Origin of the sequence: Clostridium transplantifaecale (assembly GCF_900626075.1) — a bacterium.
Classification (GTDB): Bacteria; Bacillota; Clostridia; order Lachnospirales; family Lachnospiraceae; genus Otoolea; species Otoolea transplantifaecalis.
This window is the reverse complement of record NZ_UYZY01000001.1, coordinates 1,279,634-1,302,199: the sequence shown is the minus strand read 5'-3', so window position 1 is coordinate 1,302,199 and position 22,566 is coordinate 1,279,634. Positions and strand designations below refer to the sequence as shown.

16 protein-coding genes are annotated in these 22,566 nt (G+C 49.9%); 15 read left to right on the top strand and 1 reads right to left on the bottom strand.

The features are described 5' to 3' along the window. Window positions 1-39 precede the first annotated feature (39 nt). The 6 genes from EJL91_RS05535 to addA all read left to right on the top strand — a co-directional run bounded on the left by EJL91_RS05535 (window position 40) and on the right by addA (window position 11,124). A complete protein-coding gene (locus tag EJL91_RS05535; protein ID WP_125140925.1) occupies window positions 40-570 on the top strand; it encodes a cob(I)yrinic acid a,c-diamide adenosyltransferase in 531 nt (176 codons plus the stop codon). Between the two features lie 88 nt (window positions 571-658). Next, window positions 659-1,327: a hypothetical protein gene (locus tag EJL91_RS05530; RefSeq protein WP_243125241.1), complete on the top strand. Its 669-nt coding sequence runs from the start codon at window positions 659-661 to the stop codon at window positions 1,325-1,327. A 223-nt stretch (window positions 1,328-1,550) separates the two neighbouring features. Continuing rightward, on the top strand, window positions 1,551-1,895 hold the full coding sequence (locus EJL91_RS05525) for a DUF1292 domain-containing protein (protein WP_125140924.1): 345 nt from the start codon (window positions 1,551-1,553) through the stop codon (window positions 1,893-1,895). A gap of 155 nt (window positions 1,896-2,050) precedes the next feature. After that, window positions 2,051-3,670 carry an RNA polymerase factor sigma-54 gene (gene rpoN, locus EJL91_RS05520; RefSeq protein ID WP_243125240.1) on the top strand — a complete coding sequence of 540 codons (1,620 nt, stop codon included), beginning with the start codon at window positions 2,051-2,053 and terminating at the stop codon, window positions 3,668-3,670. A 280-nt stretch (window positions 3,671-3,950) separates the two neighbouring features. Further along, entirely contained in the window at window positions 3,951-7,478 is a 3,528-nt protein-coding gene (gene addB / locus EJL91_RS05515) for a helicase-exonuclease AddAB subunit AddB (protein ID WP_125140923.1), read from the top strand. After that, a complete protein-coding gene (gene addA / locus EJL91_RS05510; RefSeq protein ID WP_125140922.1) occupies window positions 7,438-11,124 on the top strand; it encodes a helicase-exonuclease AddAB subunit AddA in 3,687 nt (1,228 codons plus the stop codon). Before addB ends, addA begins: the two co-directional genes overlap by 41 nt. A 159-nt stretch (window positions 11,125-11,283) precedes the next feature. Here addA and EJL91_RS05505 read toward each other — a convergent pair whose 3' ends face one another. Further along, entirely contained in the window at window positions 11,284-12,228 is a 945-nt protein-coding gene (locus EJL91_RS05505) for a LysR family transcriptional regulator (RefSeq protein ID WP_125140921.1), read from the bottom strand. 281 nt (window positions 12,229-12,509) lie between these two features. On the opposite strand from EJL91_RS05505, the gene EJL91_RS05500 reads away from it, so the two are divergent. The 9 genes from EJL91_RS05500 to EJL91_RS05460 all read left to right on the top strand — a co-directional run bounded on the left by EJL91_RS05500 (window position 12,510) and on the right by EJL91_RS05460 (window position 22,486). After that, window positions 12,510-13,067, top strand: coding sequence for a helix-turn-helix domain-containing protein (locus tag EJL91_RS05500; RefSeq protein ID WP_125140920.1), 558 nt, complete (start codon window positions 12,510-12,512; stop codon window positions 13,065-13,067). Window positions 13,068-13,081: 14 nt separating this feature from the next. Then, window positions 13,082-13,960 carry an MBL fold metallo-hydrolase gene (locus tag EJL91_RS05495; RefSeq protein WP_125140919.1) on the top strand — a complete coding sequence of 293 codons (879 nt, stop codon included), beginning with the start codon at window positions 13,082-13,084 and terminating at the stop codon, window positions 13,958-13,960. A gap of 460 nt (window positions 13,961-14,420) precedes the next feature. After that, entirely contained in the window at window positions 14,421-15,344 is a 924-nt protein-coding gene (gene glsA / locus EJL91_RS05490; protein WP_125140918.1) for a glutaminase A, read from the top strand. A gap of 83 nt (window positions 15,345-15,427) precedes the next feature. Beyond that, the gene (locus tag EJL91_RS05485) at window positions 15,428-16,840 is read left to right on the top strand and encodes an alanine/glycine:cation symporter family protein (protein WP_341466951.1); all 1,413 of its coding nucleotides are present in this window, start codon (window positions 15,428-15,430) and stop codon (window positions 16,838-16,840) included. A 389-nt stretch (window positions 16,841-17,229) separates the two neighbouring features. Beyond that, the gene (locus EJL91_RS05480; RefSeq protein ID WP_243125239.1) at window positions 17,230-19,068 is read left to right on the top strand and encodes a DUF3298 and DUF4163 domain-containing protein; all 1,839 of its coding nucleotides are present in this window, start codon (window positions 17,230-17,232) and stop codon (window positions 19,066-19,068) included. Between the two features lie 150 nt (window positions 19,069-19,218). Further along, on the top strand, window positions 19,219-20,037 hold the full coding sequence (locus EJL91_RS05475; protein ID WP_125140916.1) for a sugar phosphate isomerase/epimerase family protein: 819 nt from the start codon (window positions 19,219-19,221) through the stop codon (window positions 20,035-20,037). A gap of 174 nt (window positions 20,038-20,211) precedes the next feature. Next, window positions 20,212-21,462, top strand: a complete 1,251-nt coding sequence (gene uraA, locus EJL91_RS05470; RefSeq protein WP_125140915.1) for a uracil permease — start codon at window positions 20,212-20,214, stop codon at window positions 21,460-21,462. 89 nt (window positions 21,463-21,551) lie between these two features. Further along, on the top strand, window positions 21,552-21,878 hold the full coding sequence (locus tag EJL91_RS05465; RefSeq protein ID WP_125140914.1) for a cupin domain-containing protein: 327 nt from the start codon (window positions 21,552-21,554) through the stop codon (window positions 21,876-21,878). A gap of 140 nt (window positions 21,879-22,018) precedes the next feature. Next, window positions 22,019-22,486 carry a hypothetical protein gene (locus EJL91_RS05460; protein ID WP_243125238.1) on the top strand — a complete coding sequence of 156 codons (468 nt, stop codon included), beginning with the start codon at window positions 22,019-22,021 and terminating at the stop codon, window positions 22,484-22,486. Window positions 22,487-22,566: the final 80 nt, after the last annotated feature.

Here is a 22,566-nt window from a genome sequence, read left to right as displayed (position 1 = left end):
CATCGTCCTCATTTTTCAATTAAAAGGAGCAAAAACATTATGTCATACACCCACATCTACTGCGGCGACGGAAAAGGCAAGACAACGGCCGCCATCGGCCTGGCCGTCAGAATGGCAGGCTGCGGAGGACGCGCAGTCCTCGTCCGCTTCCTGAAGAACGACGATTCGGGCGAAGTGGACGCATTAAGGCAAATAAAAGGCATCACGGTAATTCCATGCAGGAAAACATTCGGTTTTACCTGGCAGATGACGGAGGGACAGAAACGGGAGGCCGCGGATTTTTACCGGGAGCTTTTTAAAGAGGCGTCCGACACGGCGCTTCGGTGTGCGAAAGAAGGGCAGACTCTTTTTGTGATGGATGAGGTCTGCGCCGCCGTCCGAAGCGGGCTGCTTGAGAAGGAGCAGATTCTTAAATTTCTGGATGACTGTCCTGGGAACCTGGAAATTGTGATGACGGGCAGGGACCCTTTACCGGAATTTGTAGAACGTGCGGATTATATATCGGAGATACGAAAAATCCGGCATCCATTTGACGATGGGGTAGCTGCGAGAAAAGGAATTGAATATTAGTACCAGATTGCATCATTAACAGCGGATATGGCGTCCGCTGTCTGCGCGGCCGGCAAGGCGGCGCAGTAACCGGACAGGAGGACAAAGGATGAAAGGCGCAAGGAGCAAAACCCCCGCCAGGGTGGTGACGGCGCAGGAGAGAGAGGCTTTCAGGCAGGAGATAGAAAGACAGTATCCGGGCTATTTGAATGAAAACCTGAAATTGACTACAATAGTTAAGATTTTTACCGGTTTGAGGGTTCTGTACGGCCTTTATTACCTTATGATTACGATTGTTTACGGCCTGTCGTTTGTGCAGGGGCTGTTTACGATATTCAGTGCGTTCGTGTTTTACCTGTGGTATTCATGGATGCTGAAGGCGGGAAAGGGAATTGCCGTCTTGATGCTCTGCTTAAGGGGATTCAGCATTGTGTCGGGAGGCGTTTCAATTCTTCAGATGTCCTTCTGGCTTCCATATTCCCTTATTTTTACGCTGACAACGGCCTGTGTCATGGAATTTTGTGAGGCAATCTTCTGTATTTACATCCTGTTTAACAGGACGGCGTCTACCGTAATCAGGCTGAACCGGGAAGGGGAGATGCACCTTGTGAGAGGCGTTCCGACGGGGACGCTGGAGCGGATGGCCGAATATAAGAACCCTTATTCGGAAGAAGCGGCCTCAAACGGGGAGGCGGAGGAAGAGGAGCCGACGGCAGGAAACGGAAATCCGGAAGACAGAGAACAGCAGAATTTATCGGAAGAGGATGGCGGGAAATAAAAATCAGGCATATTCTGGCAGTCCGTCCAGTTCTATAATTACAAATAAGGTGCTAAATAAGGTGAAATTATCCTTGATTTTTCTTACGGCCTCTGATAAAGTGGAGTTGGAAACAATTAGCAGGGACAAGCTGCTGTTGCAAAACGATGGAAAGCACGGTTGATACGGCTTTCATCGCCATTATTATGATTGCCTGCCAAGCGGGCAGAAGAAAGAGGTTGAAATGGAAGATAAAAAGAATATGACTCCGGAAGAGACGGACAACCAGGAGGAGATGACAGTAACCCTTACCCTGGATGACGGGAAAGAGCTGGAGTGCGTCGTACTTACTATCTTTCCGGCAGGAGATAAGGAATATATCGCTCTCCTTCCGATGGAGGACGCGGATGACGAATCAGAAGAGGGAGAAGTATATCTTTACCGTTACTCAGAAGACGAGAACGGACAGCCGAATCTGGAAAACATTGAAGACGACGATGAGTACGAGATCGTTGCCGATGCCTTCGATGAACTGTTAGACGAGCAGGAGTACGATGAAGTAGTCGGAGAAGACGAATTAGACGATTAAAGTAAACGGTGGAAACTGTATTTACATCTTTTTTCACCGCCAATCAAAAATGGGCTCTCTCTGCACTGTGCCGAGAGAGTCTTTTTAATTCATAGGGAATATGGAAAAATGTGAAAAGCCTGTTTTCGGGCAATCCAACATTTTAAAAGAGACAGATGGGGATAATGGAGGGATATACTGCCGGAATAAAGAGTTCCGTTTTTGGAACTTCTGCGCCGGAGCGCGGCCGCCTGAGGCCGCTTTCTTCGCGCATGCAGCGTGTACATCCGCAGTGGATGTGGCCTGACGGCAGACAGAAGATAGAAGGGGTGGTTACAGTGGAACTCAGACAGGAACAGAAGCTAAAACAGACTTTGTCGCAGAACATGCTCCAATCTACGGAGATACTGCAGATGGGGCAGCTGGAATTAAAGGAGTATCTGGAAGATCTGGCGCTGGAGAATCCGGTGGTGGATCTCGACGCAATGCGCCGCACTGAGAAGACGTCGGACGACAAGGGGGAGAGTACCGAGGACTTTATCAGGAAACTGGAGGAACTTCAGAGCTTAGACGCTCAAAACCGCCAGTATTATCAGGACGAACAGGATGAAGCCAGCCGTTTTGAACCGGCTGAACGGCAGGAGATGGATTTGAAGGAATCCCTGCTGGAACAGATTCTTTATATGAAAATATCAAAAGAAGAGTTCCGCATTTTAGAGTACATGATTTTAAATCTGGATGACAATGGTTATCTGACCGAAGAGCTGCCTCTTTTGTGCCGGGAACTTAAGATCACGGAAGAAGAGGGGGAGCGTCTGCTGAAAGTTCTCTGGAGGCTGGAGCCCAAAGGAGCGGGAGCCAGAAACCTCAGGGAGTGCCTCTTAATCCAGTTGGAGGGAGACAGCGACGAGGAGAAGCTGGCCCGACGGATTATTGAAGATTATCTGGAGGAATTGGGGAAAAACAGAATGGAGGTCATTGCCAGAAAGCTGAAATGCAGCATTGACCAGGTTCTTTCCGCCAGCGACCGGATCCGGGCGTTAAACCCGAGGCCGGGAAGCGGATACGGGAGCGGAAAATACCAGAAATACCTTGTCCCTGACGTGCTGGTTGTCAAGACGGAGGGACACTTTGAGATTATTATGAATGATGAGACATATCCACAGCTTTCGATCAATCCCTATTATCTGACCCTGATGAAGGGGGAGAATTCGGGAGAAGCGGCAGGATACGTTAAAAATAAAGTAAAACAGGCGGAGTGGGTATGCCACTGTGTAGAACAGAGGAACAGGACACTCTATCTGCTGGTACGGGAAATTTTAAAGGCGCAGCTTGCCTTTTTTGAAGAGGGCAGGGGAAAACTTACCGCCCTGACCCAGAGGAGCGTGGCGGAAAAACTGGAATTAAATGAATCCACCATCAGCCGTGCCGTCCGGGAAAAATACCTGCAATGCCAGTGGGGAATCTTCCCGCTGCAGTTTTTCTTCTCCCGGGGAAGTATCCCGGTGGACGCAAAGAGAAAGCAGGGCCAGGAGAACAGTACCGGAGCCATGAGCCGTGAGGCGGGCGGAAACGACGGCGGAGCAGGCGCGGGAGCGGAAGCGGTGAAGGAGCAGATCAGAATTATTGTCGCGGGCGAAGACAAAAAGAAGCCCTACAGCGACAGGATATTAGCGGAAAAACTGGGGGAGGCCGGATTCTCGATATCGAGGAGAACGGTAGCGAAGTACAGGGAGGCCATCGGAATCGCCGATGCGTCAGGAAGAAAGGTATTCGAACGTAAGAATACGTTGTAATGCATTACCGGGAACGGAGTGAACAGTAACGGTAATAGCCCTGAAAAGGGGGAGGGCCAGCAGGTAAAACCTGCTGGCCGGAGTATGAAAAAGTCTGTCTAAGGCTCTTGCCTTGTTCATTTATAATGATACAGGAAATATGTGACTAAAATATGTGCAGGGGATAAAACATTTATAAAAACTGTTGAAAAAATCTAAAGAAAAGAGGAACTATTCAGTATCCTCATAATTACAGAAATGATAACGATTTCAGGCATATGATAACCGGAGGAGAACATAAATGTCATTACAATTTATCATCGGCGGTTCCGGTTCCGGTAAGACACGCCGCCTGTACGAGGATTTAATCCGGCAGGCCGGAAATGATCCGGACGGCCGCTATTTTGCCGTCGTCCCCGAGCAGTTCACCATGCAGACCCAGAAAGACATTGTGACGCTGCACCCCTGCCACGGTGTGATGAACATCGATATCGTCAGCTTTGAGAGGCTGGCATACAGAATATTCGAAGAGCTGGCGGTGGAGAACCTGGCAGTCCTGGATGACATGGGTAAATCCATGGTTCTGCGTAAAGTGGCAGCAGGCAGGAAAAAAGAATTAAAGCTGTTCGGAGGCCACCTGGAAAAGATCGGTTTTATCGGCGAGCTGAAATCCATGCTGTCGGAGTTCTTCCAGTACGGAATTACGGCCGAGATCCTGGACGGCCTGCTGGTGGAGGCTGAGAAGGAAAACTGGAGCGCCATGCTCAGGCAGAAACTGAATGACATGACGGTTCTGCACCGGGCGTTCAAGGAATATACGGAAGACAAAAAATGCATTGTCAAGGAAGAAATCCTGGAGCTTTTGTGCAGGGTTCTGCCCCAGTCGGAGCTTATCAAAGACAGTGTGGTGACACTGGACGGCTATACCGGTTTTACCCCGGTCCAGTACCGGCTTTTAGAGCTGCTTCTTACTTACTGTAAGAGAGTCGTTGTGACCATCACAATGGATCCTGAGGAGAATCCTTATAAGGAGAGCGGACCGCAGCATCTCTTCCACATGAGCAAACATACGGTCTGCAAGCTGACGGATCTGGCGGTACAGACCGGAGCGGGCCGGGAGGAGGATATCCTCCTGAAAGAATATCCCGCCTGGCGGTTTAAAAACAGTCCGGAGCTTCAATTTATCGAAAAGGAGCTGTTCCGGTATCACGGCCGGAAATACGCCGCTGAAAAAGACGGGAAAACGGAGGAGACGGCCGGAAAAGCCGCAAAGAATCCGGGAATCGTATTATTCCAGTCCGACACTCCTTTAAAAGAAGTGGAAATGATTGCCGGAGAAATCGAGCGCCTCATCAAACTGGAAGGCTACCGTTACCGTGACATCGCCGTAGTCACGGGAGCCCTGGACACTTATTCCAGGGAGGTGGTACGCCAGTTTGAGGCAAACCGGATCCCGGCGTTTATTGATTTTAAGAAAAACATCATGGGAAATCCGATGGTTGAGCTTCTCCGTGCGGCGCTGGAACTTATGGAGAAAAACTTCTCCTATGAGACGGTGTTCCGGTATTTAAAAACGGGTCTTGTGACGGAGGACCAGGAGATGGTGAGCCGCCTGGAAAATTACGTGCTGGCTCTTGGAATCCGCAGCTATAAGCGGTGGGATTCGCCCTGGGAGTCTGTTTACAGAGGTGCGGAGCTTATTAATCTGGACGAGCTGAATTTGTTCAGGGAGGAAGTATTGGCACCCCTTCGCCCGTTAAAAGAGGTGTTCGGGGACAGAAAATCTACGGTGAAGGATAAGACTGCGGCTCTTGTGTATTTTCTGGAGGCGCTTCATATTGAAGAAAAGCTCAAAGGATATGAGAAGGAATTCGGCGCTGCCGGAGAGGTGAGCCTGGAGAAGGAATACAGCCAGGTTTACGGCCTTGTCATCGAACTGTTTGACAGAATCACGGCGCTTCTGGGCGATGAAACCGTGGGGAAAAAAGAGTATTCGGACATATTGGATGCCGGATTTGAGGAGATAAAAGTCGGCCTCATTCCGGCTGTTGTAGATCGCGTTGTAGTCGGAGATATCACCAGAACGAGACTTTCCCATATCAAGGTTCTCTTTTTCGCAGGAGTAAATGACGGAATTATTCCCGCGGTGACGGGACGCGGAGGAATCCTTACGGAGGCCGAGCGAGGGAATCTTAAAAAGCATCAGATAGAACTGGCCCCGACTGCCAGGGAAGAGGGATTTCTGCAGAGACTGTACCTGTACCTGGTGATGACAAAACCGTCTAATCGCCTCTATCTGTCCTACGCTTTATCCTCCTGCGACGGAAAAAGCCTGCGCCCATCCGGCCTGATTGGCCAGGTCTTAAAAATGTTTCCCGACAAGCATGTGATGTCGGCCGATGAAAGGCAGATGGCCGCCTGGTCTCTGCCCCTTGGAAAACGCCGGGTGATAGAGGGATTAAAAGATTACGGCAAAAACAGGGAGGACGGCCGTTTTATGGAGCTGTTCCGCTTTTTCTCACAGTCGGAGGACCACAGGGAAGCGATGAAACAGCTGGTCGAGGCGTCGTTTTATACGTATGAGGATCACGGGATTGGCAGGACGGCGGCAAAGGAGATTTACAGCGCAATCCTCCACGGCAGCGTGACCAGAATGGAGCAATACGCATCCTGCGCTTATGCCCATTTCCTGGCCTATGGCCTGGAGCTTACGGAACGTCCCGTCTATGAACTGGCTGCCGCGGACATCGGGAACCTGTTCCACAATTCCATTGATCTTTATTTTAAGAGGATGAAGGAAGAAAACCGCTCCTTCCGCGAAATATCGGATGAAGACAGAAAAAAGCTGGTCGGCGAGTGCGTTTTAAGTGTAACCAGGGACTATGGCAATACCATCATGTCCAGCAGCGCGAGAAACCAGTATCTGGAGCGCAAGGTCCACCGCATCACGGACCGGACAATCTGGGCATTGACGGAGCAGCTTAAAAAGGGAGACTTCGAGCCGTCCGGTTTTGAGGTGACCTTCAGCCCCGCAGATAACCTGAGGGCGATGAAAATCCCGGTGTCCAGGGAAGAGGCAATCCATTTAAAGGGAAGGATAGACCGCGTCGATCTCTGTGAGGACGGGGATCTGCTCTACCTGAAAATTATCGACTACAAAACGGGAAAGACAAAGTTTGATCTGATGGAAGCCTACTATGGGCTTCAGCTTCAGCTGGTGGTTTATATGGATGCCGCCCTGGAGAAGGAACAGAGAAAACACCCCGACAAAAAGGTGGTTCCGGCCGGGATTTTTTACTATAATATTGCGGATCCGATGGTGGACAGACAGAAAGGCATGGGCGAGGAGGAGACGAAACAGGCGATACTCGGCGAGCTGCGCATGAACGGACTGGTAAACGGAAGGCCGGAGGCAATCGTGCATCTGGACAACCGGCTGGATTTCTCGTCGCCGAAAGGAGAGGATTCCACGGTGGTTCCCGTTTCGGTGAAAAACGATGAAATTGCCAGAAAGTCATCGGTGGCCGGCGAAAAGCGGTTCGAGGCCCTGGGGGCATTTGTCAACCGGAAACTGAAAAGCATGGGGCGTGAGATTCTGGACGGCCGTGTTTCGATTGCGCCGTATAAGAGCGGCAACAGGACGGCCTGTGATTATTGCCCCTACCACAGCGTCTGCGGGTTTGATCTTAAGACAGACGGGTACGGATACCGGAGACTTGACAAGGTAAGCCCGGAAGAAGTGTGGCAGGAAATTGACAAATACGGAGCAGAAGGGAGGGGAGCAGAAGATGGCGGTGAACTGGACAAAGGAACAGAAAGCGGTAATTGAGAGCCGGAATAGAAATCTGCTCGTCTCCGCAGCCGCGGGAAGCGGTAAAACGGCGGTTTTAGTTGAGCGCATTATCAGGATGATTACGGATGAAAATCCGACGGATATCGACCGGCTGCTTGTCATGACATTTACCAAGGCGGCGGCGGCCGAGATGCGGGAGCGTATCCAGGCGGCAATTGAGAAAAAGCTGGGAGAAGACCCTCAGAATGAACATCTTCAGCAGCAGGCGGTCACGGTGCAGTTCGCACAGATCACGACCATCGACAGCTTCTGCCTCCACATTCTCAGGGAGCATTTCGACCGGCTGGATATCGATCCCGCTTTCCGAGTCGGCGACGAGGGAGAGATGCTTCTGATGCGCGCCGACGTCATGCAGGAGCTGATGGAAGACAGCTATGCAAACGGCGGGGAATCGTTTGAACGCTTTGTGGACACCTACTCCACGGGAAAGGCAGACGGAGGGATAGAGGATTATATTCTGCAGGTGTATACATTTGCCCAGAGTAACCCGTGGCCGGATGAATGGTTTGAGCAGTGCCGGAAAGAACTTGAGAATACCGGTTTCGGGGAGCTGAACGGCACGGACTGGATGCAGTTTCTCTTAAATGACGTCAAAATGCAGGCGGAGGAATGGGAGAGGCAGTTAATGGAGGCCTCGGAGCTTTGCAGGGAGGAAGACGGGCCGGAGCCTTATCTTCCGATGATCAGTGAGGATCTGCTCCATGTCAGGGAACTGATTCAGTCCACCGGCTCCTTCCTTGACTTTAGCGAGGCGGCGGAGAAATTCACATTTTCCAGGATGGCAGCCATACGCGGGAAAAATGTGACGGTGGATCCGGATAAAAAAGAAGCGGTGGCCGAATGCAGGAAGAGAATTAAAAAATCAGTGGAAAAGCTGAAGGATCAGTACCTGTTTGAATCCCCGGAGAAAATACTTGAGGATATGGAGGCGGGAAAGGAGTCGATTTTGACGCTCCTTCACCTGGCAGAAGAATTCGGCGAGCGGTTCCGCGCCCGTAAAAGGGAGAAAAACATCGTGGACTTCGGCGATCTGGAACATTTTGCCCTGGAGGTCCTCACCGCGGGAGGCGGGGACGAAGGAAGGGAAAATAAGGGCCGGATTCCGGGTCCGGTGGCCGACGAACTCAGCCGGCAGTTTGACGAAATTCTCGTCGATGAGTACCAGGACAGTAATCTGGTGCAGGAAACCCTGATTCACTGCGTCTCCAGGGAACGGTTTGGAACGCCGAACGTATTTATGGTAGGGGACGTAAAACAGAGTATTTATAAATTCCGGCTGGCCCGCCCAGAGCTGTTTCTGGAAAAATACCACAGCTATTCCGCTGAGGAGAGCCTGCATCAGAAAATTGAACTGCACCAGAACTTCAGGAGCCGGGATACGGTTCTTGGAAGCATTAACGACATCTTTTTCAGGATTATGACGGAAAAGCTCGGAAATATTGAATATACCGAGGAGACGGCCCTGCATGCGGGGGCGTCCTTCGAACCCCTCGACGGACGGGGACCGGGAGAACTGGATACGGAGCTTCTTCTGATTAATACGGCCGGAAGCGAACTGGAAACCCTGGATGAGGATATCTCGGATTACACGGCCAGGGAGCTGGAGGCCGGGATGGTCGCAGGAAAGATCAGGGAGCTGACGGACGAAGAGAACGGTATGATGATCTGGGACAAGGATGAAAATGGTTACCGCCGCGCAAAATACGGTGATATTGTCATTCTTTTGAGGAGCGTCAGCGGCTGGGCAGAGAGCTTTACGGAAATCCTTGCGGCCCAGGGGATCCCGGCGTTCGCAGAGTCAAGGACAGGCTATTTTGACACGGTTGAGGTGGAAACGGTGCTGAACCTTTTGGCCGTTATCGACAACCCGATACAGGATATCCCGCTGGCTGCCGTCTTAAAAGCGCCGTTCTGCGGCATTACGGACAGGGAATTGGCCCACATTGTCGCGGACTATAAAAAGAATGCAAAGAAGGGCCGCGACAGAGGACTCTACCCGGCTGTGAAAAATTTTCTGGCGGAGCGGGAGACGGAACATGCAGCTCCGGTTCCGTCAGGCGGCGGTGAATCATTTGACGATGAGCGAATCTGCGGGATTTTAAGAAAGACGATGGAGCTTCTTGGGGAACTCAGGAAAATGGCCGTCTATCTGCCGATGCACAGCCTTCTCTACCGGATTTTTGACGTGACGGGTTATTATGATTATGTATCGGCCATGCCGGCCGGGGAGACGAGGAGAGCCAACCTGGATATGTTGGTGGAAAAGGCATCCGCCTATGAGGCCACAAGCTACCGGGGCGTGTTCCATTTTATCAAATATATTGAGAAACTGAAAAAATACAATACGGATTTCGGGGAGGCTGCTACGGTGAACGAGCAGGGAAATACGGTGCGCCTCATGAGTATCCACAAGAGCAAGGGCCTGGAATTCCCTATTGTCTTCGTGGCCGGAATGGGGAAAATGTTCAACCGGCAGGACACGAGGGGGAAAATCCTGATCGATTCAGAATTTGGGATTGGAACTGATTATCTGGACAGTGAAAAACGCCTGAAAGGCCCCACGCTCAAAAAGAACGTCATGAAGCGGAGAATGGAGCTGGAAGCGCTGGGGGAGGAACTGCGTGTCCTCTATGTGGCGCTGACCAGGGCCAAGGAAAAGCTGATCATGACGGCTTCAGATAAAAACCTGGAAAACAGGCTGGAAAAATGGAGGCAGATTTCCCTCTGTCACGGCCAGGTACCTTTTACCATCCTGACGATGGCGGGTTCCTGCCTGGACTGGATCCTGATGAGCATTTCCCGGGAAGGATGCCGGATCAGAGTGGCCGAAGTAAAAGCACAGGAACAGCTGGTGCACGAGATAGAGGAGCAACTTTACAGAAAAGGCTCCAAAGAGGAACTGCTCAATCAGGATCCGGACCGCGTTTACGACAGGACATACCGCAGACGCCTGGAAACATCGTTTTATTTCAAATATCCATGTCAGGCCGATGTCACACTGAATACGAAGATGTCTGTCTCCGAACTGAAAAAAGAAGGGATGGAGGAGGAAGACGAAGAGATGGCTTTTCTTCCCACATTGCCTGTCTTTATGGAGGAGCAGGAGGTGCGGGAGGGAGGCACATCGAGAGGTACGGCATATCACCGCGCTATGGAACTTCTTCCTTTTGATAAAGTCACATCGGAGGGTGATGTGAGGAGTCTGCTGGACAGCTTTACGGAGGCGGGAAAACTGACCCGGGAGGCCAGGGAGATGATATGGCCTCCCGATATCTACCGCTTTTTCACGACGGAGCTTGGAAAAAGGATGGCCGCCGCGGCAAAAGCCGGAAAGCTGTATCGGGAAAAACAGTTCGTGATGGGAATTCCGGCCCGGGAAATGGGAGACTGGGACTCGGATGAACTGGTGCTGGTGCAGGGTATCATCGATGCCTGGTTTGAGGAGGAAGACGGCCTCGTTCTGGTCGATTATAAGACAGATTATGTGGAGAATACAGGAGTCTTGGTCAGCCGTTACAAAACACAGCTTGATTATTATGAGAAAGCGCTGACTCAGATGCTTGGGAAAAACGTGAAGGAAAGGTATATTTATTCCTACAGGCTGGGACTTGTCGCGGTCTGAAACAGGGGAAGGGTATCAGCCATTTTCATGTTGAATAAGCAGATATCCACCGTTTCGCACTGCGTAAGAACAATAGAAAAAAGAAATATAGTAAAAGAGTTCGCTGCATTGATGGATTGAATGAGCGGACTCTTTTTTAATTCATAGGAAATTGTGTCTCTACGCCTCTTTTATATTTTTCAGCCGGTTTTTAATCCCGTCGATAAATTCCTGAGTCATTGGATTAACGGGAACGCCCTTTGGAAGGATATAGCCGAATTCAATTCTGTCGTTGCAGTCATCGATCGGGATGGACAGCACCTGATAGGCGGAAGTCTGAGTGGTAAAATCGTGGATTCCGATCCCATAGAAATCACTGCTGGAAATCAGGTGCAGCAAGGACGCCCGGCTGGTGAGATAGGCAATCCGGGAACCGTAATTTAAATTGTATTGGGAATCCTGGGAGAAAATCCGGTATGTAAAATCCTCGCACTGACCGAGATATCTGGCAAAACCATAGGGAGCCAGCGTGTGGAGATTGACGGGCTTTCCCTCCTGAAGGAGGGGATGGTTGCAGGAAATCAGGATATGGGGTTTTACATAGCAGAGAAAATTATAATCCAGAGACTGGGAAGCAAGTCTGGATGCCACTTCCGTGTGGCGTTTGCCGTCAAAATGCAGGACTCCGATATTAGCCTGGCCGGAATAAACGTCCTCTATTACTTCCTCGGCGGTTCCTTCACTCAGCCTGTGGATATAGGAGGGATTGTCCCTGTGTTTTATGATGACATCAATAAAGCTCTCCATAATGTGGGAATATTTTGTCATGGACACAACAAGTGAACTGTCGGTATCGGTTCCGGGGCCATGGAACATTTCCACCTTTTCCATCTCATGGATAATATTCTCGGCGTGTATCATAAAATCCTCCCCGTCAGGGGTCAGGGATACGCCGCCTCTCGTGCGCTGAAAAAGGACGGTGCCCACCGTATTCTCCAGCTCTTTGATAATCTTCCCGAGATAGGGCTGGGAGATAAAAAGACTCTGTGCGGCCTTGTTGATAGAACCAAGCCTGGCAACGGTGATGAAATATTCCAGGTGCTTTAAGTTGATATCCATATTCATAATAAACCCCTCCTGCAATGACTTCGGAATGTGCAGATACAATAGCCATTTTATGACAATTATATCACAAAGAGCGGGGGTTTTAAATAGGGTGGGGAGAAATGAGGATATTGGCCGGGAGGGGAGCGGCACCTTGCCGTCATTTGGCCTGCGAAGTGTTCTATTTCTTTGCGGGGGTGGGAAATGAAGATAAGTGAAAAAAGCAAGGGAGTAGAAATGTAATTGAAGATATGTTATAGTATATTAAAATATGCTATATGGTTTTTCTGAAAGGAGGATTTATGCTTACACCAGTTTCAACAATCGGGGAAAAATTGAAGGAAATTCGGACCAGGAAGAAGTTGAGTTTGGATGAAGTGTCTTTCCTGACAAAAGTCAGTAAGCCTATGCTGGGGCAGATTGAGCGTGGGCAGTCGGTTCCTACAATTACGACGCTATGGAAAATTGCGACGGGACTGAAAACGCCGCTTTCGTCTTTTTTAGAAGAAAGGCAGGTGGAATACACGGTTGTCGGCGTTGACGGTGTGGAGGCTGTTACGGAGGAGGACGGAAAGATGCGTGCCTATCCGCTGTTTGCTTACGATCCGATCCGCAATGTCGAAACCTTTTTCATTGAATTTGCCCCGGATTGCTTCCATCATTCCGATAAACACGATGATGGAGTGGAAGAGCATGTTTTTGTAATAACCGGGAAACTGCAGCTTATTTTAAATGGGCAGGAAATTATTATAGAAGAAAAGCAGGCGGTCCGTTTTTATGCGGACATCCCTCATTCCTATCACAATCCATTTGAACAAGCCTGCACAATTTACAACACGATATTTTATCCCAGCCGTTAATGGAGGAAATCAGTATGTACGAATTAATACAAGCCACGGAACAGAGCTACTATGTTGAAAATCCGTCTAAAATCGGAATCGTCAAATTAAATGAGAACGATGTCTGCCTGATAGACAGCGGCAGCGACAAAGATGCGGGACGCAAGGTGCGTCAGATTCTGGAAGCGCATAATTGGCATTTGACCGCTATTTACAACACACATGCCAACGCCGATCACATCGGCGGCAATAAATACCTGCAGGGACAGACCGGCTGTAAAATCTACGCGCCCGACATCAACTGTGAATTCACAAAACACCCGGTTTTAGAACCTGCATTCCTGTACGGCGGATTTCCGCCCAAAGATCTTCGCCACAAATTCCTCATGGCCCAGGAGAGCGACGCAGCCGATTTAACAAAAGAAACCCTGCCGGACGGCTTTCAAATTATTCCGCTGCCCGGCCACTACTTCGACATGGTCGGCTTCCGGACCCCGGACGACGCAGTCTACCTGGCCGACTGCCTGTCCAGCCGCCAGACCCTGGACAAATACCAGATAAGCTTTCTCTATGACGTGGACTCCTACCTGAAAACACTCGAAACAGTCAAAACCATGACCGCCAAAATCTTCATCCCGGCCCATGCAGAAGCCACAGAAAACATCGTACCCCTCGCACAATACAACATTGACAAAGTCTGGGAAACCGCAGAAAAAATCATCTCCCTCTGCCAGACCCCAACCACCTTCGAAGACCTCCTGCAAAACCTGTTCACAGCCTACGGCCTGACAATGAACTTCGAACAATACGTCCTCATAGGCAGCACCGTCCGATCCTACCTCGCATGGCTAAAAGACACAGGCAAACTCACAGCCGTCTTCGAAGAAAACAAGCTTCTCTGGACAAGGGCCTGAAACAAAATCCGGACAGAGAACCTAACTCCATCTCCCCCAGAAAACTGAGACATACAGCCGACGTAAGGATGGCGGACAAAGCCGATCCGTCCCCGGCTTCAGTCCTATCACAACGTAACAGGGGGAAGAAGGGTGAAAACATTCCGCAGGGGACCTTGGAATCCGCCGGTGCTTGCTGAGGTTTCTCACGAAGCTAGCATCCGCTGTGCATTCCACAAGCGCAAGCGAGTCCCCGTAGGAATATTTTCACCCTTCTTCCCCGAACGCGGCAACCTCCCCGGGACTGAAGCCCCACCATTCCCACCCGTCCGCCATCCTTACATCAGCGTCCTCATTTTTCACTCCCCGTTCAACCTTTTTGCTATAATGTTATATTCATTTAGCATTATACAAATTTGTTAATAAGAGTTATAATTATTTATATCAACAGGCCGGTATCGGGCAGAAAGGAGGAGAAGAAATGGTTCAGGAAATGCTTGAAAAGGCATTGGAGGAAGGCAGGAAGGAAATTGTCCACGGAGAAACGGCATCTTACATACCGGAGCTTGGCAATGTGGACAAAAATCATCTGGGAATCTGCATCTATACTGCCGGAGGGGAAGTATTCAAAGCAGGAGACACAGATATCCGTTTTACCATCCAGAGTATATCAAAGGTGATATCCCTGGCGGCGGCGCTGGAAGTCTGCGGATTTGATAAGGTGTTTGCCAAAGTGGGCATGGAGCCTTCCGGCGACGCATTCAATTCCCTGGTGAAGCTGGATCTTTCCAGTAATTATCCATATAATCCGATGATTAATTCAGGCGCGATTGCTGTGGCCAGCTATTTGATGCCGGTGGTCAGCTTTGAAGAAATGCTTCAATTTGCCAGAAAGCTCTGTCTGGATCCGGGAATTGTCCTGGATGAGAAAGTCTGCCGTTCGGAGATGACGCACAGTGCGAGAAACAGGGCCATCGCTTATCTGCTGGAAAGCAAAGGGATTATAGACAGCGATGTGGAAAAGAGCCTGGATCTCTATGTGAAGATGTGCTCCCTGAGTGTGACGGCGGAAAGCCTGGCGGGACTGGGAATGGTCCTGGCCGGAGGCGGAATTCATCCGGAGACGGGAGAAAGGCTGCTGGATGCAGATGTAGTGAGGGTGGTAAAGACAATTATGCTGACATGTGGAATGTACGACGGTTCGGGGGAGTTCGCCGTGCAGGTCGGAATTCCATCCAAGAGCGGAGTGGGAGGGGGAATCCTTTCGGTGGTTGAAAAGAAGATGGGAATCGGAATCTACGGTCCCGCTCTGGATCAAAAAGGGAATAGCATTGCAGGCAGATATATGTTAAAATATTTGTCGGAGAAATTGCGGCTGCATATGTTTGCCGAGGACACTCTGTAGGGAACGCTTCAGAATAACCTTTTCCGGGGAAATGGGTTTCTGGCGGAAAGTGGGAATGATGGGGCGAAAAAAGGAAAGGGAAGGTGTATATATTGTACGCAAAAATTATTGGTTTACTCAGCAACTGGCTTTACAGCTACATACTGATTGTACTGCTGCTCGGAGCAGGAATTTATTTTACCGTGAAAACGAAATTTATCCAGTTCCGCTATTTGAAGGAGGCCATCCGTGTCGTAATGGAGCCGAAAGATGATGACAAATCGATCTCGTCTTTCCAGGCTTTGATGGTTTCCACCGCATCGCGTGTCGGTACCGGCAATATCGCGGGTATTTCCACCGCCCTCTGTATCGGCGGACCGGGTGCCATGTTCTGGATGTGGCTGACCGCACTTTTGGGCAGCGCCTCCGCATTTGTGGAGAGTACCCTGGCTCAGATTTACAAGAAAAGGGCAGATGACGGAAGTTCTTACGGCGGACCTGCTTACTATATTCAGGCAGTTCTGAAAAAACGCTGGATCGGCATTTTGTTTGCCGTTGTTTTAATCGTAACTTATATGGGCGGTTTCAACATGGTAGCCGCATTCAACATCGCAGATACATTTAAAGCATACAGCTTTTATGATCCGTCACTGACACCTAAGATTGTGGGCGGTGTTCTGGCGCTTGCTTTCTTATTCTGTATTTTCGGCGGCGGAAAACAGATCTCTAAGGTAACGGGCGTGCTCGTACCGGTGATGGGATTATTCTATATCGCAGTTTCACTGTTTATTGTTATTACCCACATCAACATGGTTCCGGGAATGATTGCAAGCATCGTAAAAGGCGCTTTTGATTTCAGGGCGATTTTCGGAGGTTTTGCCGGTTCCGCCATCATGCAGGGTATCAAGAGAGGTTTATTCTCCAACGAGGCCGGTGTTGGTTCCGCGCCTAACGCTGCGGCTTCTGCCGGAGTTTCCCATCCTGTAAAACAGGGCCTTGTTCAGATGCTTTCTGTTTATATCGATACAATCGTCATCTGTACCGCTACCGCATTCATGCTTCTCTGTTCGGGTGTTGCACCGACAAAAGAGATGGCAGGTATGAGCTATGTACAGGCTGCAGTAGCTAATTCACTGGGCGGCTTCGGAACGATTTTCATTACGGTAGCCCTCTGCCTCTTTGCATTTACGACACTGATTGGAAACTTCTACTATGCAGAGATGGGGCTTGGTTTCATCTGTAATAAGACACCGGGCAAGAATCTGCTCCATGGATTCCGTATTCTGGCTGCCATTATTGTATGCTTCGGCGCAACGATCGAATTCGGCGTTGCCTGGGATACGGCGGACGTTCTGATGGGCCTGATGGCAATCATTAACCTCCCGGTTATCATCCTTCTCGCAAAACCGGCCGTTCGCTGCATGAACGACTATATCCAGCAGAAAAAAGCAGGAAAGAATCCTGTATTTAAGGCTGCTGATATTCAGCTTGAAGATGAGACGGATTTCTGGAATTAGATAGGACAGTAAAGAGAAATGTCATGAAAGTGACGGAATAAAGAGAGACAGCCGGTTTGCAGTCAGGGTTCCCGCCCCGGCTGCAAACCGGCTGTTTTTCGATATCATAGGAAAGTGCTCCTGTGATATTAAAAAGCCTTCCTGGCAGGATGCGTACAGAGCGGAGAGATTTTCACGCAAAATGCGCGCGGAAACATCTCGCGGGATATTATTTGTGAACCGTAAAATCCTTACTGTTCTATTAATATTTATCCCATTCTTTGACAAGCTGATGAAAAAAAGTTACACTTATTGTAAGTGACGTAAGAGAAAATTCAAACATGAATTTGGAAGAGAATGGATGGCAGCAGGAGAATATCAGAAGTAACTGAACCAGTAAGGAGATAAACGTGAGAAGAATAAAAATAAAAAGAAAAATTAAAAACTATACGGCCGCAGCCGCGGTGACGGCCCTGGCGGCGCTGATGCCGATTGCCGTAACCGGCTGCAAACGGCAGGCGGAAGTCGATGTGACGGCCGCTACGGCAGAGACGGAGAACGTGCCGGGGACTGGGGAGGCTCAGGATGTGGATATCAGGAAAGATACACTGACGGCCACGGGAAGCACGGAGACGATGGTGGAATCCGGCCGTCATCTTTTCTTTAAGTATGACGGTTCTATCTGGAGCCTTGACAAGGCGACGGACAAGCTGACTCAGGTAAAGACATTTGAGGAGGGCGAGATGAACGATTCCTTCTGGGTTTACCGGGGGAATCTGTATTATGACGTAAGTTCGGCAAATGGGGAGGACGGAGCCTTTGTATGCGGCCTCTATAAAAAGGATCTGGAGACCGGGGAGGAGACGCATCTGGCGGCTTTGGCGAACCAGGCCTCCGGAATCTATGCATCGGAGGACGTCCTCTATATCCGGGGATATAATATGAATCAGGCATTTTCACTGAAAGAGGACGGCAGCCTCGGAGAAGAGCTGGCTTCGGATCAGACCGTGTACGGCCGCATCCCGGAAGGGTGCCATGAGCTTTACAGCGGTATGCTGCCTTTTATGGTGGAGCACTATGGATACATGCCGGTGCAGAATGACAGTTGTCTGGTCATTGCCGGGGCCGATGGGAGCGGGGCGAAGGAAGTGCCGGAGGTAACCAACACCTCCTCGGTTCTGTTTGACAAAGACGGTTTTTTTGTACTGTTCCAGGATGGCAGCGGAAATACCCAGTGTTACCGGTATGATGCTAAAACTCTTGAAAAGACGCTTCTTTTTGCATCATCCGACAACCCGCAGCTGATTCAGTACAGGGACGGCTACCTCTATTATCTGACCAGCAAGGTTTACCAGACCGTCAGTGAGGGAACCCGGTTTTATAAGGTGAACGCGGAAACCGGTGAGGTTACAAAAGCCGCTTCCATCAATACGGAACCTGGAACGCTCAACATGTACGATTATGACGGCAACTTTTTTGTCTCGGAGGATTCCATCTACTGTCAGGAGCTCAAGGACTACGGTGTTTATATCGGAAAGACGGCCCTCGACACGGGGGAAGAGAAGGAACTTCTGGAACCGGCGCTCTACCAGTCATCAATCCGCGAACTCGGCCACGTAGAGGCGGAGAAGAAAGAAATTCCGTTCTCCGGCAGCGAGACGACGGCGATGGAAATTTATATTGAGACAATGGTATTTGACGGTGACAGTGACGCGGTAAAAGCGATGAACCGCACGATGGAGGGGCGCCGCGACGCCCTGTTGGCATATAGTGACGAGATGGCGTCTTACCTGGATGAAGCCCTGACTTACAGGGACGATTTCCATCTGTCTACCCTTACTTATGAGATTGTGGCGATCAATTATCTCGATGATAACCTGGTCTGCGTAGAGGCGGACGGCTATGAATATTCGGGCGGAGCTCACGGTATGCCTTTCAGAGATTATTTTGTCTTTGACCGTAAGACGGGAGAGCAGATGAAGCTGAATGATCTTGTTGATAATTCGGTGGAAGAGCTCCAGAGTATTGTGGGCAGGGCATTCAGGGAGCTGGCGGAGAAGACAAACTTTGCCTTTGAATCCCCGGAAGATCTGGAGCACACAATCGCGGACGACGTAAGCTTTGATTCGGACTTTTATATCACTCCGGAGGGTGTGGTTTTCTATTATGCACCGTATGAAATCGCATCGTATGCGGAAGGATTCCCGGAAGTAACGATACCGTACTCGGAACTGAAGATGAAAAAATGATAACAGGATAGAAGGATTCTATCCCCCCGATAGACAGGAAGTATTGGAATGTGACGCCATGCTGAAGTACAATCATCTTAAGACTGAAAGAATCGGACGCCGGGGCGGCTCATTCGGAATCAGGCGGAAAATCTGATTGAATCGGAGGGTATGATGAAAACAAGTGTAATTATAGCGGACGGCACATTTCCATGTGCGACGGCTCCGCTGCAGGGTTCCTATGAAGAGACGATACGGATGGCGGCCCAGATTGGATATGATGCGGTTCAACTGACCCTGAACCGCCCGTCTGAGGTGGAGCCGTCCAGGATACTGAAACTCGCATCACATTACGGGGTAAAGGTTTCAGCCCTGGCAACCGGAAGGGGATATACCGTGGACGGACTGAGCCTGGGATGCGGCGAGGAAGAAGGCCGCAGGCAGGCGGTGAAACGCATGAAGGAACATGTGGATCTGGCCAAGAAGCTGGGCGGCGCCAGGGTCATTATCGGTGCGATCCGTGGATGGACTTCAGATGCCCCGACGAAGAAGGATTATTATGAGCAGCTTCATAGGAGTATAGATGAGCTGGTTGCCTATGCGGAATCAAAGGGAATTGTGGCGATACTGGAGGCAAATGACCATTTTGAGACGGACGCCTACATCAGTATCGAGGAGACGGCCAATTATATCCGAAACGTCAACTCACCCAGCCTGAAACTTCAGCTTGACACGATGCACATGAAGTATGAAGAGGAAGAGATTTATCATCAGATTCTGAAATATGGGGATCTCATTTACCAGGTCGACGTGTCCGGGGAAGATCGAAGCTGCCCGGACGGAGCGAAATTCGATTATCCCCTGCTGATTCAGGCGCTGGAGGAGATTGGCTATGAGCGCTACCTGGCGTTTGAGTACCGTCCCGAACCTCCGAAGAATGCGGCGGAAGAAGGATACCGGTATATCAGGTCACTGACCGGCCGTAAATAATACGAAGTTCATTTCTAAAAAAATCTTTACGAATATGACCGTCTATGGCATAATATGTAGAAGAAACTTGCAGAATAAGCGCAGGAGGATGCAGTGGCCGAAGTATCGTGCTACAGGTTTCTTCCTGCGCTATTTTCCTGCACTAAATCTTACAAAAGAATATGGGAGGTAAAAATGGAAAGTCATCGTATTATTCAGGTTGAGGAGAAGGTGCCGTTTAACCTGCTGGTGCCCCTCAGCATCCAGCACATGTTCGCCATGTTCGGCGCATCGGTGCTGGTTCCGTTTCTGTTCGGTATCAATCCGGCTATCGTTTTATTCATGAATGGTGTGGGAACACTGCTGTTTATCCTGGTGACGAAAGGAAAAGCGCCCGCTTATCTGGGTTCCAGCTTTGCATTTCTGGCTCCTGCCGGCATTGTCATTGAGAAGTTCGGCTATGCCTATGCGCTGGGCGGTTTCGTTGCGGTCGGATTCTGCGGCTGTATTCTTGCATTTATTATTTACAAATTTGGTTCGGAGTGGATTGACATCGTGCTGCCTCCTGCGGCCATGGGCCCGGTTGTGGCTCTGATTGGCCTGGAACTGTCCGGAACGGCGGCAAGCAACGCGGGACTTCTGGATGAAGTGATCGACCCGAAAAAGATGATTGTTTTCCTCGTAACACTGGGTGTTGCCGTGTTCGGCTCCATTTTGTTCAGGGGATTTTTGTCCGTCATTCCAATCCTGATTGCAGTCATTATGGGATATGTGGCGGCCATTGCCTGCGGACTGGTGGATTTTGCCCCGGTGGCTAACGCTCCTATTTTTGCAATCCCCAACTTCTCCTCCCCGAAATTTAACCCGGAGGCGATTATGATTATTCTGCCGGTCATCCTTGTTATCACGTCGGAGCATATCGGCCATCAGGTCGTGACCAGCAAGATTGTGGGACGTGACCTTTTAAAGGATCCGGGACTTCACCGTTCCTTATTCGGTGATAATTTTTCCACGATGCTGTCCGGTTTTATCGGATCCGTACCGACTACCACATACGGAGAGAATATCGGAGTCATGGCCGTGACGAGAGTCTACAGCGTCCGGGTTATTGCCGGTGCGGCCGTACTTTCTGTTGTTTGTTCCTTTATCGGCAAATTATCCATGTTAATCAGCACGATTCCCGGACCGGTTATCGGAGGTATTTCTTTCCTGCTTTACGGTATGATCGGTACGTCGGGACTCCGCATTCTGGTGGATTCAAGGGTTGATTACGGCAACTCAAGAAATCTGGCCCTTACGTCGGTTATCTTTGTAACCGGTCTTTCGGGTATCAAATTAAGCATCGGAAATATCCAGATGACGGGAATGGTCCTGGCCTGTGTGGTCGGAATGATTCTGAGCCTGATTTTCCATGTGCTGGACAAACTTAAGCTGACAAATGAGTAAACCGGACGGCGTTTGTGATTGAAAAGATTGAAAAGAACAAGTATAATAAACAGTATAAGAAGGAAAGTTATAAGAGGAGGCAGACAGTGATGGAAACGGTAATCAAAAAGAATGCCAACGGCGGGGACGGAGAAATCTCGGTAAAATATATTCTGAATGAAGAAGAGATGAACGGCAAGGGTAAGATGTTTTCGGAAGTGACGATTGCACCAGGATGTTCCCTTGGATATCACGAGCATGTTGGCAACAGCGAGACTTACTACATTATAAGGGGTGAGGGAGAGTACAATGACAATGGTACGATCCGCACAGTGGTACCCGGAGATCGGACTTTTACCCCCAACGGATACAGCCACGGCATGGCGAATAAGGGGGATACGGATCTGGTATTCATGGCGTTGATTATTTACGATTGATATCGGAAAGCGGGAATAGAAGCTTTCTGCCAGACGGGCCGCTGCACAGTAACGTACAGCGGCCTGTTTTAAATATATTGGAAAATGCCGCTTTATTGAAAGCAAAGGAATTGGGATGGAATTTGGAAGAAGGGACAGGTATGAGAAAGAGGACAGGAGGCACGAAAGGGAGCTTAAAAGGGGGAAGAAGATGGTTTCAGATCAGTATGTTCGGAGGTATCGTGCTGGCCGGCATGCTGATTATGATTTACAAAACGAGAACCGGGGCGGAGGCCGCGCTTTATGACAAGAATTCGGAGATTACACTCTATGCCAAGACGACGGCCGGAGATGTACCGGCTCTGAATGCCGCCAAGTTTTTTCCCGACGGCAAACTGAATCCGGCTAAATTCAGCTATGATTTAAGTGAGTGCGATTTCAATACGCCGGGAATATACAGGATCCCTGTCTTTTACGGAGATAATGAGACGGACTGCGTGATTCAGCTGGAAGTTCTGCCTTCCGGCAGACAGATACCGGAGACATCCGGCAGTATGAGCGGGGATTCCCTGAGCAGCGGGACAGGGGAAGCAGTGACAGAGGAAACAATGACGGAAGAAAACAAGTAGCATCAGGACGGGAGAACGTACGTCAGAGCGAAACGGAGAACCGGACTGATATTACAAAAAACAGCGGCTGAACGGCTAAG